The organism is Microbulbifer epialgicus, from assembly GCF_041447265.1.
Taxonomy (GTDB): domain Bacteria; phylum Pseudomonadota; class Gammaproteobacteria; order Pseudomonadales; family Cellvibrionaceae; genus Microbulbifer; species Microbulbifer epialgicus.
In genome coordinates this window covers 70,067-88,343 of the sequence record NZ_JBGMEK010000007.1, presented here as the reverse complement: position 1 = coordinate 88,343, position 18,277 = coordinate 70,067, and the positions used below count along the sequence as shown (strand labels likewise).

Genomic DNA, 18,277 nt, shown 5'->3' with positions numbered 1-18,277 from the left:
TCCACAAGTTCTCAGATTTAGGCATGCACCCCAAGCAAGGGTTTGTCCTGACTGGGCATGGGCAGCTGCGGTAAATCTTTGACTGCCAGCATCAACCCTTCCTGGAACAGCCGTGCCGCTTTTTCCTTCTCGCCCAGTGCCTGGAATAGTCGGGCAAGTTCAGCTGAACTCACCGGGTCCTGGCGCAACAGCAGGCTTTTCTCAAAATACTGTTGGGCTTTGCCCCAAAGCTCGTTGCGCATACATAGGCGGCCGAGACAAGTGAGCAAATCTGCGCTCTCACCGTATTCTTTTAGCCAACCCTCGGCAGAGGAGAGCTGCGCGGTGGCATCCGCGCCGGTCAGGCAGCCATACAGATCAGCCAGTTTGGGGCTCCACTCCCGATTCAGCAGCCAGCGCAGCTGTTTTTCTGCCTCGCTATCGGCTCCAATCTGGTGCAGCAGCTGGGCGTAGAGACTGCGCAGCTCCATATTGCGTTGCCAGCGACCGTTTAAGCTATGCCAGATGCTTTGCAGTTTGTCACTGTCGTGACGGTTGGCGGCCTCACCCAGCTGGTGTTGATAGGCTTCCAATTCCAGCTGATGTAATTCTTCCTCGCGCATATTGCCGTGCTTTTCCAGCTCGGGTAGAAGTTCACGCAGGCTACTCCAATCTCCAAGGGCATAGTAGGCTTGCTGAAGCAGTTGCAGCAGGGCGGGGTGTTTGGGTTCCACTTGCTTGGCCCGCTTCAGGCTGGCGATGCATTGTTCGTAGTGTTTGTCCTGCAGTTGCATTCGTGCCTGGCTCAGCGCCACTGCGAGACGGGTGTCTTCCCCGCAGGCCTCGGCCTTCGCCAGGAGCTCATTGGCCTCTTCGCGAAATCCAAGTTCGAAGGCACTGCGCGCTGCGGCCAGATAATTGATTAGCGGTGCCTCGGAGCGAGGTGCGCTCTTCAAAAGCTGCCGCCGTGCACGGGACCAGTTGCCCTCCATAAATTCCACTAGGCCGCTGGTAAGCCGCCGGCGGGCGATGCGCTGGCGGCCAAACCGCAACCGGTCGACACTCCCCCTGATTGCGCGAAACAGGCTGCGTGCCAGCCAGAAAACCAGGAATATCGTCAACAGGATAACCAGCAGCGCGACAATGGCGAACCAGAGATTCATCTCGTAGCCTTTGTTGAGCTCGCCGCCGAAACCGATCACCAGATAGCCTGGGTAATTGTGGTTGATTTGTGGCAGCAGGGCGCCGAGTAATAGCAAGGCAATGGCTGCAAAAAGGATCTTTCTCACTGGGCATCCTCTCCCGGTGCTGAAGTGCTTTGACCTGAGGTTTTGTGCAGCCGCTCAATATAGTTGTAAAGCGCTACTTGTGATGCGTTCAGGTCTGGCATCTGCGCCTGAATACGCTCTTGGCTAAGTTCGGAAAGCTGCTTGGCGAGTGTGTTGCGCTGGGTGCTAGCCGTGCCATAGGTCATCAGCAAGTCGTGGGCGCTGTCGAGGGCATCCTTGTAAACCGTGGAATCGCCCCGTAACAGGGCCAGTTGCGCCTGCTCCATGTTCAGGCGCAGGGTTTGGCGAAAACGGGCCTCACTCTGCGGAGAGAGCATTACCGGGTTGATGTCACCGTCGATGGGGCGAACCGATTCACGCAGGAAGTGAGTGAACTGCCGCCAGCTGCGTTTCCAGGCGGGCAGGTTTTCTTGTGCAGGCTCGACTTGGGGCTCTTTTACTGGGGTTTGGGTCATATCGAATTCGGGTTGGATACGAGCACGGATCAGTTGCTCCTCAAGGGCGCGTAAGCGTAGGTATAAGCCTTCCCGATCGACATTTTCCACGAGCTTGAGTGCCGTGATGTCTTTGGCGAGCTGTTGGCGCACCCCGTATAAGTCGGGCAGGTTAACCTGGCGCAGGATAGCATCAACCTTTTCAACTAATCCCAGGGCAGCGCGGCTGTCGTCCTCCAGTATCAGGCGCTGGTTTGCCATACGCAGTAAGTAATCGGCTTCCGCCAGTTGCCAGTCCTCGCGGCTCACGTTGCCCAGCTCACCCAGGCGATTGCCCTGGGCGGTAATACTGCGTTGCATCACTGCTAGCTGTTGCTGCAGCTTGGCTATTGTTTGCGCTTGTTGCTGTATCTGGTTACTTAGAGCGGTATCTGCCCGCTGTAGCTGATCGAGCTGTAGTGCGGGAGCTTGGCTGGTAGCCTGCGGAGATTGAGTGGAAACTGGCCCTGGCTGGCTCTCGGGCTGATCCTGCGACGGCTGTTCGGCCGGAACAGTATTGGAGACGACCTTTTTGGGCGGTATCTCTTCAATATTGCTCGTAGCTTGGGAGGACTCGTTTTGCTTACCGGGTAAAAAGTCTAAATGGGAACTGATGCTGTTGCGAAATTGTGGCCAGCTGAACCAGATGAACGCGATCAGGGCGATAAGCAAAAGGATAAAAACCAGCCACCACCAGGGGGCAGCCCCCTTTCCGGTCCCAGACTTTTTACTTGCAGCCTTACTCTGAGCCGCCTTGGCAAAGTTGCTTTTACTTTGCGTCTGCTCCGCAACCTCTGAGTTTGGTGCGGGAGCATTTGCGGAAGGGGTGTCCTTGGTTTTTTCGTTGGTCATGGGTATGGCGGCGCAGCTGGAATTTGTCGTCGAATTATAGCGAGTAGCGCCGGCCTTAATAGCGGAGTTGGCACCCTTTTAGAATTTTTACTGCAATAGGGCAGCGAATTCGATAGTTATTTATCTCAGCGCTTTGTCCAGAGCTTCCAGCATAGCTTCGTCGCTGGCGTTTGATGCCGTTTGGGGCCTTGTAAAGCCCAATTCCAGGGCCTGTTTCGCGACCCGCTTACTTGGGCAAATGATCGCTGTGTGGCGCAACCGCATATGGGCGGACTGTTCGATGCAACTGGACAGATTTATCAAGGTTTCACCACTGTGCACGGTGATTGCATCCGGTGTGGCGGTATATTCCTTTAGCTGCCCGGGGGCCTCACTGGGCAGGGTACGGCGATACAGTTCACAGTAATCCACTGCAGCGCCACGACTATTCAGAGTATCGCCGATTAAAGTGCGCCCGCCGGAGCCACGGAAGATCAGGATGCGCCTGCCGTGAACTTGTTGTAGCGATGGCAGCATGAGCAGGTCTTCGGAGTTCATTTGGGAACCTACCTGCTCGCAGGGAATACCCCGTGCGCGCAGTGCCTTTGCCGTTGTTGCACCAATGGCGTAATAGCGCGGCCCCTGTGGTAGCTGTGGCCAATAGTCCTCCAGCCAATCCACGCCATGGTGAACAGCATTTTGCGAGACGAAAATCGCCTCGTCGATTTGATCAAAGTCGAGAATGTGATTTTTGATGGCCTGTAGTGCTTCGCCCGTTTCGATGGGCTCTATAGCCAGCATCGGAATATTGTCGACCTGCGCACCCTCTGCGCGAAGCAATGCACACCAGTTGCCAGACTGGTGTGCCGGGCGCGTTGTTAATATGCGCTTGCCGCGTAGCGATTCAGGCATCTTGGGGGCTCAGATGGCTTCAAGTATCTTGCCTGCGCCATCGGCCAGAAGTTGCTCAGCCAACTGAGTGCCGAGAGCTTCGCCGTTGTCGGCGGGGCCGCGACACTCGGCATGAATCAAGGTTTTTCCGTCTGGGCTACCCACTAGGCCGCGCAGCCACAGGCTGTCGCCTTCCAGTTCAGCATAACAGCCGATGGGCACCTGACAGCCGCCATTCAAGCGTTTGACCAAGGCGCGCTCGGCGCTGAGTCGAGCGGCGGTTTCGGCACAATGCAGGGGGGTCAGTAAAGCTTCAAGCTCACTATCGTGGCGAGCCTCAATGCCCACAGCGCCCTGACCGCCAGCGGGCAGCAATACATTTGTGGATAGGAAGCTGCGAATACGTTCGCGCATTTCCAGGCGTAGCAGGCCTGCGGCGGCCAAAATAATAGCGTCGTACTCACCCGCATCCAGTTTGGCCAGGCGGGTGTTAACGTTGCCGCGTAGGAACTTGACCTGTAAATCCGGGCGTCGTGCCAGCAGCTGGCATTGGCGGCGTAGGCTCGAAGTGCCCACTACCGCACCTTGGGGCAGCTCGTCGAAACTGGCGTAGTGGTTGCTGACAAAAGCGTCACGGGGGTCTTCCCGCTCGCAGATGATCGGGAGGTGCAGTCCCTCGGGAAATTCCATCGGCACATCCTTCATGGAGTGCACAGCGATATCTGCGCGGCCTTCCAGCATGGCCATTTCCAGCTCCTTCACGAAGAGCCCTTTGCCACCGACTTTGGTGAGGGGAATATCCAAGACCCGGTCGCCGCGGCTGGTCATCGGCAACAGTTCGATTTGGAGATTAGGGTGTGCCTGCTGCAGGCGATCCTTGACGTAGTTGGCCTGCCAGAGGGCCAGGGCGCTCTCGCGCGTGGCGATGCGGATGAGGGTAATGGGCATACTGCTCAATCATTTGGGTTGAGTGGGTGGCTATTCTATCAGACCGGCACCGGCTGTGGTTTTCGCGGGCTGTGTACAAAATCGGTTACTGAATCGTTATCTATTAGCTGCGTGCGCGCAACCAATCCTCAAGGATAATGCGTGCGGCGATGGAGTCTACCGGGTTGTCGGCATAACTGCCGCGATGACCGCGTTCAGCGGCCTCTTCTTTGGCGGCGCGTGTGCTGAGGCGTTCATCAACCATTTCTACCGGCAGCCCGGTGCGCCCATGCAGACGCTGGCCAAACTTGCGCGCACGGGCACCGAATTCGCTTTCAGTGCCATCCATATTTAGCGGTAAGCCCACCAGTAGGTAGTGAGGTTGCCACTCGTTAATTAGATGCTGCACCTTATCCCAATCGGGCTTGCCATCTTTTGCTGCCAAGGGAGGCAATTCTCTGGCGCTGGCGGTCAAACTTTGGCCAAAAGCGAGGCCGATGGAACGCGTGCCGAAGTCAAAAGCCAGGGCAGTGAAGGGTTTACTCATATAAGGGGGGGTCCGGGTTGATGGCAAAAGCTGTGTGAAAATTTTTACGACATGGGAATGCTTAAGCGTGCCCGGATTGGGAACCGAGTCCGGAAAGGTCGATGCCGTGGCGCGCTGCGGCGCTCTGCCAGCGCTTTTCCACAGGCGTGGCAAACAGGATCTCAGGTTCAGCTGGCAGGGTGAGCCAAGCGTTTTCCACTAATTCCTGCTCCAGTTGCCCGGCTCCCCATCCTGCGTAGCCGAGGGCCAATAGCACATCGTCCGGGCCGCGCCCGGCGGCGAGGGATTCGAGAATATCTTTAGAAGCTGTAAGGCTGATATCCGTATTGATTTCGGTGGTCGAATCGAACTGAACACCAGCGCCGTGCAGAACAAAGCCCTGCTCTGGGGACATGGGGCCTCCCAGCAGTACCGCCTCATCGCCACGCAGGCTGGAGTCCTGCAGGGATAGCTGTTCAAACACTTCCTTCCAGTGGACCCTGCTGGGGGCATTGATGACTATACCCATAGCGCCCTCCTCATTGTGCTCGACGATCAGGGCAATGGTTTGCTTGAAGCGCGGGTCTTCCATACCGGGCATGGCCAGCAGGAACTGGCCGCGCAGACTGCCGAGGGTCAAGTCACTGTCGATGTTGGAATTGGGCATAGCTTGATTTTAGGTCGCTTGCGTGAAAGGCAAGTTTAGCCGCGCTCGGGCAGCTCACTTGCGGTGGTGGAGAACCCGGTCATCTCGAAACGCCAGGTACGAATGATTTCAAGGCGATCAGCCTCCTTGCGGATCTCCGCTGGGAAGGGCGCAAAGGGGGCTGCAAGCCGCACAATCTGCTGGGCGGCGTCGTCGAGAATCCGCTTTCCGGAGGATTCGAGGACGACCACCTCTTCGACCGCACCGGTGGGCAGCAGTCGCACCATCATTCGCAGGCTACCAGTAATCTGTTGCTGTAGGGCTTCCTCGGGGAAATTGTCGCTGCCAATGGCTTCCACTTTCTGGCGCCAATCGTGTAAGTAGGCCGCATCCTCAGAGGCTTTGGTGGCAACCGAAGTGAGGCGTCGCACCCGTGGGCGCTGAGCGATAGTCTGGCGAATTTTGTCCAGGCGTGCCTGCAGGCTGGCGATCTCTGGGTTGGTCTGGGATAGGTCGCTGGGGGCATCGCCGCGCTTCTCTTCAGAGAATTTGTCCTCGGCGGGGAGTTCAGGCGCGTGATGCGGACTATCGCCAATGGTAGTGATCAGCTGTCGGCGCTGATCTGCCGGGCGCGCAGCCTGTTGTTGCGGCAACGGATTCACATCGTGAATTTGCGTATCGGCAAATTCCGCGCGGCGGTTGCTCGACAGTTCTCTAGGGGTATCGGCGGTGCCGCTAGCCAGTTGGTTGTGCTGCGCCAGGTAGTCAGCATCTTCCGGCGCCTGCACAGAGTGATGCTGGGCCAGGGTGACTTCCAGCGTAGGTGCTGCCCTAGGTCCCTCAGGCGCGGTAAAAGCTACGCCGAAAATCAGCAGTGCGTGGATGGCGCCGGCGAGAAATAGTGAGAACACAAAACGCTCGCGCTGAGCTGCGTTAAATGGCGTCGTGTTGGCAGTGGAGTTCATTGTCATTGATTACTGCTTTTTTTACCGAGCGTTTTGCTCAGCTTTCCGCCCGGCACGTTCATCGGCAAACAGCCTGGGTATAAAATAATTTAAGTGTCCAGTTTACCTCTTTTGTGCCAATCGGTGTGTGATGGCGCTCATCAGTCGCGCACCGATATCGGTATCGTAAGCTGCGTTAATTTCGCGCACGCATGTGGGGCTGGTGACATTGATTTCGGTAAGGTAATCCCCGATAACATCAAGACCAACAAATAACAGACCTTTTTCTTTGAGGGTGGGGGCAACTTGCTCCACGATCCAGCGATCGCGATCGGTCAGTGGGCGTGCTTCGCCGCGACCACCCGCGGCCAGATTGCCGCGCGTTTCACCGGCTTCGGGAATGCGAGCGAGGCAGTAGGGCACTGCTTCACCGTCGACAACCAGAATGCGTTTGTCGCCATCCTTGATTTCGGGAATATAGCGCTGCGCCATAATTTGTCGGCGCCCGTTTCCAGTAAGCATTTCCAGTATTGCGCCGAGATTCGCGCCGTCCGGTTTGCAGTGAAAAATGCCGGCGCCACCCATGCCATCCAACGGTTTGAAGATAACGTCCTGATGCGTTTTGTGGAACTCACGCAGCTTGCGCATATCCTTGCTCACTAAAACTGGCGGGCAGCACTGCGGGAAAGTGGTTGCAAAAATCTTCTCGTTACAGTCACGCAAGGCTTGTGGATTGTTCACCACCAGTGCGCCTTCGCGTTGCGCGGCTTCAAGAACATAAGTGGAGTAAATGTACTCATTGTCAAAGGGGGGGTCGACGCGCATCAAAATAGTGTCGAGTTCGCCCAATGGTATTTCTTTGGGTTCGCCTAGGGAAAACCAGCACTCAGGGTCGTCGAACACCCTTAGTAGTTGTGCTCTGCCGACAGCGCGGCCATTGTCTAGGTACAAATCTGATTGCTCAAAATAAAACAATTGGAAACCGCTATCTTGTGCGGCCTGTAACAGAGCAAGTGTCGTATCTTTTTTAAAATTGATTTGGGTGATGGGGTCCATCACCACGCCGAGGGAGTAATTCATATGGGCCTCCATATTTGATGGGATATTTTATCCCGCACCGCGGTGGTTGTGGCTTTCGTATTATGGCCACTCCCAACTTGTAGGGTGGATAAGGTAAGAGCAGCTTCGCCTAGGTGCAACTTTTTAGCACCATCCACTGCGCGGGGGTGTAAAGTGATGATAATTTGAACTGCATCGCTAGGGGTGTGTCGACTCCAGTAGATTCACCTGAGGTTCTGTGATAAAAGTTCCACTCAGTGTGCGATTTGGCTAAGCGAGACACCCAGACCCCATAGATGGGCCGAAGAAGGGTGCAGGTAAATACTTTTCGCGTGCCCGAAAATAAGTAAACAGGGGATTCAAAAAAGACTATGGAGCTTAACTGGGAAAGTCTGACCGTAATGGTGATAGACGACAGTAAGACAATTCGTCGCACTGCCGAGACACTGTTGCAAAAGGCGGGTTGTACCGTCGTCACTGCAACCGACGGTTTCGATGCGCTGGCAAAAATCGCGGATTCCCGTCCGGATGTCATTTTCGTCGATATTATGATGCCGCGCCTGGATGGCTACCAAACCTGTGCACTGATTAAGAATAATAGTGAGTTTCGTTCCACCCCTGTTGTAATGCTGTCGAGCAAGGATGGTTTGTTCGATAAAGCAAAAGGGCGTGTAGTAGGCTGTGACCAATATTTAACTAAGCCATTCAGTAAAAGTGAACTCTTGGGTGCCATTTCCGCCCATGCCAAACCACATCATGCGGCCTGAACTGTGGTGAATAAAAAAGTATAGGGTTCTCTTCAGAGAGCCGCCTGTCCTGTCACTGGGCGGAGGGATTAAGTTGAATAACACACGCTATTCCTTTTCTGTCTGGATGGGGCAAGAGTTGTTGTAATAGGGCAGTGAATTAGTAGTAAGTGCAGACTTGGCGCACGCAAACAAAGATAATGACAACAAAACCGCCAAGCACTGACGTTGTTAAGCAGTTGCCGATTAAAGAATGTCATGGGGGAAATGATGGCAAGAGTATTAATAGTTGATGACTCTCCTACCGAAACACACAAGTTGACCACGATTCTGGAAAAGAATGGCCACGCAGTAATTACCGCACCCAATGGTGAAAATGGTGTGGATGTGGCGCGCACCCAACGTCCGGATCTTATCCTGATGGATATTGTGATGCCTGGCCTGAATGGCTTCCAGGCCACCCGGCAGCTGAGTAAAGATGGTGGCACCGCTGGTATCCCAATCATTATTGTCACCACCAAAGACCAGGATACGGATCGTGTCTGGGGAATGCGCCAGGGCGCCAAAGCCTATCTGACCAAGCCAGTGGATGAAGGCAAACTATTAAGTGCTATTGAGGAGGTGTTGGCCTGACGGCCAGCTGCTCAAAGTGCAGTCACAAACACCTTATCTAGCTCTTGTTGATATCGCACGGCGTGCCAAGTCGCAGGCCACTGGTCTGCCCGGCCGCCGGGAAATCAAGCCGTATTGGACCGGGATCGGTTTCTCTCTTCTAAACCATAACTTTGTCGCTTCGATGGACGATGTTGTGGAGCTACTCGAAGTGCCGCAGTACACCTTTATCCCCGGTGTGGAGCCTTGGGTAAAGGGCGTATCCAATGTGCGCGGCCGCCTGTTACCCCTGGTTGATCTCGCCGCTTTTTATGGCGGCCACCTCGCCGGATCACGCCAGCAGCGTCGGATTTTGGTGCTGGAGCGGGATAAAACCTATGTGGGATTGATTGTCGACAGGTTGCATGGAATGCAGCACTTGGCATTTGAATATGCCCGGGAAGCGCCAACAGATTTGATTGAGCCATTTACGCCAATGGTGCACGGCCAATTTATTTTACAGAAGGACCGATGGTTGGTGTTCGATATGCGGGCTCTAATTAATGATTCCCGCTTTATGGACGCAGCCGTTCGTTAAAAATCCAATCTGATTATTTCCGACACTTCGAACTGAAGTGTCGGAAGTGACCCGCAAGCGGTGCAGGGATGTTCGCACTGGCTGAGGGCCATAGTCGTTAAAGTGTTAAAAGTAAAAGTGGTTATAAACCGGCCTTATGATAGGGCCCGCTAGGAGTAAACATATGAAAACAGGCTCCCAGAGTTCCTTTTCCGCGTTGCGCAGTAACCCTGCCGCGTTGGGTTTGGGTCTGCTGGTACTCGCCGTACTGGCGGGACTGATTGTCAGTATTTATTTGGTGCAGACCCGTAGCGACCGCGATAAAGAATACCTGCAGCAAGTTGCGGAATTGCGTGCACTTTCCTATCAGGTGGTTTCCTATGCACCTGCGGCCACGTCCGGTGATGATGAGGCATTTGCCGAACTGGAGAAAGTCTCCGCACAAATGGCCACTGCCTGGAACCAGTTACAAGGCATGGACAAGGGTAGCCGTAAGGCTCTCGATACTGAACTGGCGGCTTATGGCACTGTTTGGCGCAAATTGCGCGAGCAGGTGGCCACCATTATTGGTAACAAGGAAACCATTATTTTCCTGAATGATGTAGCCACCACCCTTAGCGCGTCTCTGCCCGAACTGCAGGCTGAGCACAACAACATTGTGGAAATCCTCCTTGCCAATAACGCTCCAGCAAACCAGGTGGAGCAGGCGCAGTTGCAGGTATGGCGTGCGGAGCGTATTGGCCGGAATATCGATAAGATGCTGCAGGGTGGTGATGATGCAGAGTCGGCCGCCGACCAGTTCAACACCGATGCCAGCCTGTTTGGTAAAGTCGTGGACGGTATGAAGAGCGGTGATGTGGTGATGGGCATCTCCCGCGTTACCGACGAAGAAGCGCGTCGCTCTCTGGATGAAATTACGGAGTTGTTTGAGTTCGTAAGTTCTTCTGTACGCGAGATCTTCGAAGCGACCCCGGCCCTGTTTGCTACTCGTCAGGCCTCCGATGGCATTATCGTCTCGTCGCCGCAACTGCTCGAAGCTCTGAGCACCTTGAACGACCGTATCGTGAACCTGGCCGACGAGCGCCAGCCAAACAACATGACTATCACCATTTTGGCAGCCGCATTCGTGCTTCTGATCTTCGCGATGATGGGAATGGCCTTCTCCGGTACCCGCCGAAGCTTGATGCAGGAATCCGATACCAACGAACGGAACCAGCAGGCCATTATGCAGCTGCTGGATGAGCTGGCAGACCTCGCCGACGGTGACTTGACTACCTCCGCAACGGTAACCGAAGCATTCACCGGTGCGATTGCCGACTCCATCAACTTCACCATCGACCAGCTGCGCGTTCTGGTATCCCGAATCAACGGCGCCGCACAGGAAGTATCCGGCCTGTCTCAGGAAACCCAGCAGACCGCACTGCATCTCGCCGAGGCCTCGGAGCATCAGGCGCAGGAAATTGCTGGAGCCTCCGCGGCAGTGAATGAAATGGCGGTGACCATTGACCAGGTTTCTGCCAACGCCTCCGAATCTGCCCAGGTAGCCGAGCGCTCTGTACATATTGCGAATAACGGTGCCAAGGTGGTACAGAACACCATCAAGGGCATGGATAACATCCGTGAACAGATTCAGGATACCTCCAAGCGAATCAAGCGACTGGGTGAATCCTCTCAGGAGATCGGCGATATCGTGAGCCTGATTAACGACATTGCCGACCAAACCAACATTCTGGCCTTGAACGCCGCCATTCAGGCGAGCATGGCCGGTGATGCAGGCCGGGGCTTTGCGGTGGTTGCGGATGAAGTACAGCGACTTGCGGAACGTTCCGCCGCTGCGACCAAGCAGATTGAGGGCCTGGTTAAAGCGATTCAGTCCGATACTAACGAAGCGGTAATCTCCATGGAGCAGACCACCACCGAGGTGGTGCGTGGGGCCCGCTTGGCACAGGACGCCGGTGTTGCACTGGAAGAGATCGAAAGTGTATCCAGCAACCTGGCATCCTTGATTCAGAACATCTCCAACGCCGCTCGCCAGCAGGCCTCGTCTGCTGGCCACATTTCCAACACGATGAACGTGATTCAGGAAATCACTTCGCAGACTTCTGCCGGTACCCAGGCTACTGCCCAGTCTATTGGTAACCTGGCACAAACCGCCAGCGCGTTGCGTGAATCTGTTGCCGGCTTCAAGCTGCCGCAAGATGAGAGCGTTGAGACGAACGGTGAACTGTACGATGTGGAGCTGCCGGAAATGGATGCGGATACTTTCACTATCGACAGCGAAGAAACCGATTCCTTGGAGCCCCGGGAAGACCGGGCTCTGGCCTAACCCACAAAAACGCCTGGCGACCATGGTGGCGGCCGGGCGCAAAGGGGCGCACGGAATACTTTCCGGAAAACTGCGGACGCAGGTTCGCATCGGGGTATAGCGCCTGCGTAGAGAATGAATTATTGGGGACTTGGCGTGAGTCACGACAATCCGAACTTCATGGCCCTGGATTGGCTGATAGGTGAAATTAACGAGACCTTGGCGCAAGCACGCCAATTTCTCGAAACTTTCGCCACGGATCCTGAAGCGGGGGCAACGCTGTTGCAAAACAGCTTATCTCTGGTTCACCAGGTACACGGCAGCCTGCATATGGCACAACTCAGCGGCGCCGCGATGCTGGCTGAGGAAATGGAGCAGCTGGTCCAGGCGCTTGCTAGCGGTAGTGTTGAAAACTCCGATGAGACGCGTGAGTTCCTGATGCGCGCTATGTTGGAACTGCCACTTTACCTGGAAAAAGTCTCCTTCCAGCGCCGTGATAACGCGGTTTTATTGTTGCCCCTGCTCAATGATCTGCGAGCGGTGCGCCGCGAGCGCCTGATTACCGAAGGCGCACTTTTTTCCCCGGACATGTCCTCCCTGGATCGTATTACCGGCAGGCGTCAGCCCCTGACCAGTGATAGTAGGCGCTTGCTCGAGTTGGTGACCAAGCTGCGAAAGATGTATCACGTTGCAGCTGCGGGCCTGATCAGGGATGTGAACAGTGGCGAGAGCCTCGCTTACCTAAACAAAATCATCGAAAAGATGCGACTGCTGTATAGCGGCAGCCGGCGGCAGTCCCAGTGGGAGATACTACTGGGCATCTTCGAAGCCCTCGCTGAGTATCGCCTTAACGTACAGCCGGCTCTGCGTCACCTGCTGCGCAGGGTCGATGTGGAGTTCCGCTTGCTACAGGGGCGCGGTGCCAAGGTGCTCGATGCGCGTCTCGATGCGGATTTCCTGCGAAACCTGCTTTTCTACGTTTATCTGGGAGGTCCCAGCGGCCCGCGTTGCCAAGAACTTTACCAGCGTTTCGCTCTGGACAAGGCAGTGCCGGGCACACCGCGTCCGGATACTGAGGATGTGTTGGCAATGGGCCCCGAGGCCCTGGGTACCGCAATTACTGTACTGCGCGAAGAGTTGCAATTAGTACGTGAAGCCCTGGAGCCAAGTGGCGCTTCGGTTGAGCAACTGCCGTTGAGTGAGACCGTGGCAGTGGCCAAACGGATTACGGATACTCTCGGTGTGCTTGGGCTTGAAGCACAGCGCAGCCGCGCCCGCGGCATTTACGAATACCTGCGCGACGCATCGCGCGGTACTGATGTCGAGGAATACCTGCTGCGTGCCGCGGGTGAGCTGGTACAGCTCGATTCGGCTCTGGCGGCCACGGTCGACCGCAACAAACAGGTCGATGATGAACAACCGATTATGGGGGATGCCACCAACTCAGTTCTGCGCGAAGCGCGTCTGGGCCTTGAGGCAGTCAAAGAGGCGGTAATGGAATATGTCGCCAGTCACTGGGATGTCAGTTACCTGAGTCGGGTACCGCAGCGCCTGCAGGAAGTGTGCGGCGGCCTGGAAATGGTTGGTTATCAGCGCGCCAGCGAAATCATTGCCTGCTGTAACCGCTATATCAGCAAATTTTTGGTTGAGCAGGCCGAGCAACCCGAATGGCGCATGCTCGATACTCTGGCAGATGCGATAACCAGCGTTGAGTATTACCTGGAGCGCCGCTCTGAAGGTCTGGAAGATGCCGAGATGTTGCTGGCACTGGCCGAAGATAGTGTGGTGAACTTGGGCTTTGCTCCCGAAGGTGAAGCTCAGGAAGTAGCTGCTCCTCAAGTTGAAGTATCCCAAACCGATACAGAGAGTGATAGTGGGGACTATGGATTCGATCTGTTTGACCCCGAATTTGCCAATGCTGGAAAAGCTGACAGCGAGCCGGCCGACAACTTTACCGTTTCGGCCAAGTCGGTAGAAGCGGAGACGGATGTTGCGTTGTTGGCTGATGCAGAAACGGAAAGTGCTGCAGGGTTTAATCCGAATGCTGCTGATGGAGAGGTTTCTGCTGCAGTAACGGAAGAGGACGAATGGTTCTCGGCTACCGAGGGAAGTGCAGAGGCTGAAACCGTTGCAGATATGGTAGCGGAACACCCAGTGCAGCCTTCGGAAATAGCTCGGGAAGAGCAAACTTCTGCCGAGCCTGCAGGAAAGCAGGTCCAGGAATCTGCAGAAGCCCTGGTTTTGGTCGAAGACAGTGAGAGCCTGATCGACGACGAGATTATTGAAATCTTCCTCGAAGAAGCCAGTGAAGTTCTCAACCATATTGGTAACTATTTTCCGGATTGGGTTGCCAATTTCACCAATGTGGATGCCCTAACGGAATTCCGCCGTGGCTTCCATACCCTGAAGGGGTCAGGCCGGATGGTGGAGGCATTGGACATCGGTGAATTGGCCTGGGCGGTGGAAAATATGCTGAATCGAGTTATCGATGACAGTGTTAAACCGCAGAGCGCGCATGTACTCCTGATTGAACGCGTCTTGGAGAAGCTGCCCTCAATGATTGAGGCCTTCCGCTTAGGCAACGAGGATCCGGACCAGCCGTTAACCCTGCAGTTGCAGGCTTGGGCCGAGCAACTGAGCCGGGGGCATATTCCGGAAGCCCTGGCCGTGGGCAATATAATTAAGTCGCCAACTGCCGAGGTTATTGAAGAAGATACCAGTGAAGACCGCGCGCAGTTGTGGGAGATCTTCGCCCAGGAGGCCGAGACCCACTTGCTGGTTGTGGATGATTTTCTCGAGCAAATGCGTGCGGTGGCGCCGATATACGAGGTGCCCAGTGATCCGCTGCACCGTGCCCTGCACACTTTGAAAGGCTCCGCGCATATGGCGGAAGTCAAAGTTGTCGCGGAAATGATGGCCCCACTGGAGCGCTTCGCCAAAGAGTTACGTATTTATCAAGTGCCGATAGATGCGGATATTTTCGAGTTGATCGGTGACGGCGCCAGTTACGTGCGTCAGGTACTCGCCCAAATCCGCGCATTGCAACCTCTGTCAGTCGAAAAGTCAGAACAGTTTGTCGCCCGCGTAGCAGAACTGCAGGAGCGCTCTGTCGGTCACTTGATTCGCGAGCGCGAGGCCAATGAACCCAAGGCGGTAGATCCGCAATTGCTCGCAGTCTTGATGGCTGATGGTATGCGCGTCCTCTTGGACGCGGACCAGATGCTTAATCGGTGGCGCGCTAATCCCTCAGACAAGTCCCAAATAAAAGAAGTCGCCGATGAACTGAATGTCCTGCAAGAGGCTGCTAGCCGTGCACAGCTGCCGACACTTGCTGAGTTGGCGCAGTTGCTGTTGGAGGTTTATCGCAAAGTATTGGCCGGTAAGCTCGAAGAAGAGCCTGCGCTATGGGCTTCCCTCGAGCAGGGGCACAATGAGTTGTTGGATCTGGTGGACGCCGTTGCTGCTGCCCAGGACCTGCCGGAAGTCAGTGAGGCCGTGGAGGAGGCGCTGCGCTACCTGGCCGAGGGAGAGGCAGTTGTCGAGGCCGCCGAAGAAGATTACGACCTCAGTGAACTGGGCATCGAGGCCCAGGAACTAGATGCTGTAGAGACGTCTGCTGATGGACTCACGCCAGTTGCTGGTGTTTCTTTTGTGGGCTCGGAAGAGGTGGGTGAGTCTCAGCCGGTGTTGGAAACGTCCATCGAAGTGGAGTTCCAGCCAGATAGCTTTGCCGAGACTGTCAGGCAGGAGCCGCCTGCGGTGGCGAATGAGCCCGCCCTGGAGGATCTATACCAGACGCTTTCAGAAGTGCGTGCCGATGTCGAGGAGAGATCCACGGCGCGGGCAGAAATTGAAGCCCAGGCCCCAGTTAGAGATGCTGAAGACGAAGGGCATGTCACTCCTTTGGCTGTCGAGCCTGTCCCAGTGGATCACGAGGATCAGATTGCTGAACAAAAACGTCTACTGGCGGATATTGACCCAGACGTTGTCGATGTCTTTATGGAGGAGGCTGGCGATCTCACTGATGAACTGGAGGAACTGATCCAGAGTTGGGAGGATGCTCCGGAAAGTCTCGAGAAGTCCGAAGCCCTGAAAAGGGTGCTGCACACTTTCAAAGGTGGTGCGCGTATGGCTGGCCTGATGGGGCTTGGCGAAGTCGCCCACCGTTTTGAAACCGTGATTGAGGGTATGAGTAATAATACTCGGCCTTCGCCAGCGTTTTTTACCGATGCTCACGGTATTCACGATCGTATTACTGATGGTGTTGAAACGGTACGCGCCTGGATGTCAGGCGAGCAGCTTGAAGCTTTCGTGCAATTGATCAGCACTGACTGGGCGGATCAGAGGACCGCACAGGGCGCTACAATGGAAATTGACGCCATTGAGCTGCCGCAACAGGAGATAAATGCTGAAGCAGAGTCTCTCGAAGCGCCTTCAAGGCAGGGTGCTGGGGATCTTCTAGCCGAAGCGGAGAAACAGCAGGCTCCTACTGAAGCACAGCAGTCTTCAGTGGCTGCCCAGTTACCGGAACCACTAACAGCCGAGGGGCGTGGCAATGTACTGCCGTTTATTCGCAAGCCCGAGAGTGCGGATAATGAAGTGGTGGCGCCTACTCGGAATCAACCTCAGGAGATGGTCCGTGTTGCTGCGGAATTGCTTGAGGAGTTGGTAAACCTCGCCGGTGAGACGGCTATTTCACGCGGGCGACTCGAAGAGCAGATGAGCGAGTTCGGGCTGGCTCTGGATGAAATGGATGCGACTCTGCTGCGTCTTAACGAGCAGCTGCGCCGTCTCGACCGTGAAACCGAGGCGCAGATCTTGTTCCGTCAGGAGCAGCTGGCTGAGCAGGATGGGGACTTTGACCCACTGGAAATGGACCGTTACTCATCCATCCAGCAGTTGTCCCGCTCCCTGCTGGAATCCACCTCCGACTTGATGGAGCTACGCTCTACGCTCGATAACAAGGCACGGGATACCGAGACCCTGCTGTTGCAGCAGTCGCGGGTAAACACTGAACTGCAAGAGGGACTAATGCGCAGTCGCATGGTGCCTTTCTCCCGCTTGGTGCCCCGATTACGTAGAATTGTGCGCCAGGTAGGTGCGGAGCTTGGCAAGCAGGTGGAGCTGGTGTTCTCCAATGTGGAGGGAGAGCTGGATAGATCCATGCTCGAGCGCATGGTAGCACCGCTGGAACATATGTTGCGCAATGCGGTGGACCATGGCATCGAAATGCCGGAGGAGCGCCTCGCTGCAGGCAAGGCCGAGCGTGGCCGTATTGATGTGGCTCTGGCACGCGAAGGCAGCGAGGTGGTTCTGACCATCCGCGACGATGGTGCCGGTGTCAACCTGATGAGAGTGCGTGAAAAGGCGGTGGAAAACGGTCTGATGCGCCCGGATGCAGAGCTCTCAAATAATGAGATCTTGCAGTTTATTCTGCAGGCAGGCTTTACCACTGCTGAAAAGGTGACCCAGATTTCCGGCCGCGGTGTGGGTATGGATGTGGTCTCCGCCGAACTCAAGCAAATCGGCGGCAGTGTGCATATCATCTCCGAGGCTGGTGCTGGCACAGAGTTTATTGTGCGCCTGCCGTTTACGGTTTCGGTTAACCGCGCGCTGATGGTGAAGATCGGTGAGGATCTGTTTGCTCTGCCGCTTAACACCATTGAAGGTATCGTACGTCTGAGCCCCTTCGAGCTGGAGCACTACTACCGCTCCAGTGAGGCCCGCTTTGAGTACGCGGGTGAGTTTTACGAGGTGAACTACTTCGGCACTCTGCTGAAGTCTGGTGCCCAGCCCAAGCTCAGTGTCGATGATATGCAGCTGCCGGTGCTGCTCGTGCGTTCCGAGGGGCACGCGATGGCCCTGCAAGTGGATGCGATCCGCGGCAGCCGCGAGATCGTGGTGAAGAGTCTGGGCCCGCAATTTGCCGGGGTGCAAGGGGTGTCCGGGGCAACTGTAACCGGTGACGGTACTGTGGTGGTCATTCTCGATGCCCATGCCTTGCTGCGTCGCCAGGCTACCCAGTTGGCACGCCCGGAAATGCCGCAGTTGCAGTTGCAATCGGAGCCCCAGCCGGAGCTGGAAGAGCGTCAGCAGACAGTTATGGTGGTCGACGATTCGGTAACCGTGCGCAAGGTAACTACACGCTTCCTGGAGCGTGAAGGCTATCTGGTGAGCACCGCCAAAGACGGTCAGGATGCGGTAATCCAGCTGCAGGACAAAGTTCCGGATTTGATCCTGTTGGATATCGAAATGCCGCGTATGGACGGCTTTGAGGTGGCTCGTCACATACGCTCCAGCAGCCGCTTGCGGGATATTCCCATTGTGATGATTACCTCGCGAACCGGTAGCAAGCACCGTGATCATGCCATGTCGCTTGGGGTGAACCACTACCTCGGCAAACCCTATCAGGAGGACGTATTGCTCGAGGCAATTCGTGAATACGCCGGTACCTCAGCGGTTGGCAGCTAAGCAATTGTGCATTGGATTGAAA

13 protein-coding genes are annotated in these 18,277 nt (G+C 55.7%); 5 read left to right on the top strand and 8 right to left on the bottom strand.

Going from position 1 to position 18,277, the window contains the following annotated elements; translation table 11 throughout:
* Positions 1-17: 17 nt before the first annotated feature.
* The 8 genes from ACCI49_RS05285 to gshB form a co-directional block, all read right to left on the bottom strand.
* A complete protein-coding gene (locus ACCI49_RS05285) occupies positions 18-1,268 on the bottom strand; it encodes a heme biosynthesis HemY N-terminal domain-containing protein (protein WP_371837931.1) in 1,251 nt (416 codons plus the stop codon).
* Positions 1,265-2,593: a uroporphyrinogen-III C-methyltransferase gene (locus tag ACCI49_RS05280; protein WP_371837930.1), complete on the bottom strand. Its 1,329-nt coding sequence runs from the start codon at positions 2,591-2,593 to the stop codon at positions 1,265-1,267. Before ACCI49_RS05280 ends, ACCI49_RS05285 begins: the two co-directional genes overlap by 4 nt.
* A gap of 120 nt (positions 2,594-2,713) precedes the next feature.
* The gene (locus ACCI49_RS05275) at positions 2,714-3,484 is read right to left on the bottom strand and encodes a uroporphyrinogen-III synthase (protein WP_371837929.1); all 771 of its coding nucleotides are present in this window, start codon (positions 3,482-3,484) and stop codon (positions 2,714-2,716) included.
* 9 nt (positions 3,485-3,493) lie between these two features.
* Entirely contained in the window at positions 3,494-4,411 is a 918-nt protein-coding gene (hemC, locus tag ACCI49_RS05270) for a hydroxymethylbilane synthase (protein ID WP_371837928.1), read from the bottom strand.
* Between the two features lie 103 nt (positions 4,412-4,514).
* Positions 4,515-4,937: a Holliday junction resolvase RuvX gene (gene ruvX / locus ACCI49_RS05265; RefSeq protein WP_371837927.1), complete on the bottom strand. Its 423-nt coding sequence runs from the start codon at positions 4,935-4,937 to the stop codon at positions 4,515-4,517.
* A gap of 61 nt (positions 4,938-4,998) precedes the next feature.
* Positions 4,999-5,583 (bottom strand): YqgE/AlgH family protein, encoded by a 585-nt coding sequence (locus tag ACCI49_RS05260; RefSeq protein WP_371837926.1) that lies wholly within the window; start codon positions 5,581-5,583, stop codon positions 4,999-5,001.
* Positions 5,584-5,618: 35 nt separating this feature from the next.
* Positions 5,619-6,527 carry an energy transducer TonB gene (locus ACCI49_RS05255; protein ID WP_371837967.1) on the bottom strand — a complete coding sequence of 303 codons (909 nt, stop codon included), beginning with the start codon at positions 6,525-6,527 and terminating at the stop codon, positions 5,619-5,621.
* 102 nt (positions 6,528-6,629) lie between these two features.
* A complete protein-coding gene (gene gshB, locus ACCI49_RS05250) occupies positions 6,630-7,586 on the bottom strand; it encodes a glutathione synthase (RefSeq protein ID WP_371837925.1) in 957 nt (318 codons plus the stop codon).
* Positions 7,587-7,936: 350 nt separating this feature from the next.
* Between gshB and pilG the strand changes: the two genes are divergently transcribed.
* The 5 genes from pilG (at position 7,937) to ACCI49_RS05225 (ending at position 18,255) form a co-directional block, all read left to right on the top strand.
* Positions 7,937-8,332 carry a twitching motility response regulator PilG gene (gene pilG, locus ACCI49_RS05245; protein ID WP_020413651.1) on the top strand — a complete coding sequence of 132 codons (396 nt, stop codon included), beginning with the start codon at positions 7,937-7,939 and terminating at the stop codon, positions 8,330-8,332.
* A 249-nt stretch (positions 8,333-8,581) separates the two neighbouring features.
* Positions 8,582-8,944, top strand: a complete 363-nt coding sequence (gene pilH / locus ACCI49_RS05240) for a twitching motility response regulator PilH (protein WP_143729661.1) — start codon at positions 8,582-8,584, stop codon at positions 8,942-8,944.
* Positions 8,945-8,960: 16 nt separating this feature from the next.
* Positions 8,961-9,500, top strand: a complete 540-nt coding sequence (locus ACCI49_RS05235) for a chemotaxis protein CheW (protein ID WP_371837924.1) — start codon at positions 8,961-8,963, stop codon at positions 9,498-9,500.
* A 163-nt stretch (positions 9,501-9,663) separates the two neighbouring features.
* Positions 9,664-11,805 (top strand): methyl-accepting chemotaxis protein, encoded by a 2,142-nt coding sequence (locus tag ACCI49_RS05230; RefSeq protein ID WP_371837923.1) that lies wholly within the window; start codon positions 9,664-9,666, stop codon positions 11,803-11,805.
* A gap of 135 nt (positions 11,806-11,940) precedes the next feature.
* Positions 11,941-18,255: a hybrid sensor histidine kinase/response regulator gene (locus ACCI49_RS05225; protein WP_371837922.1), complete on the top strand. Its 6,315-nt coding sequence runs from the start codon at positions 11,941-11,943 to the stop codon at positions 18,253-18,255.
* The last annotated feature ends 22 nt before the right edge of the window (positions 18,256-18,277 follow it).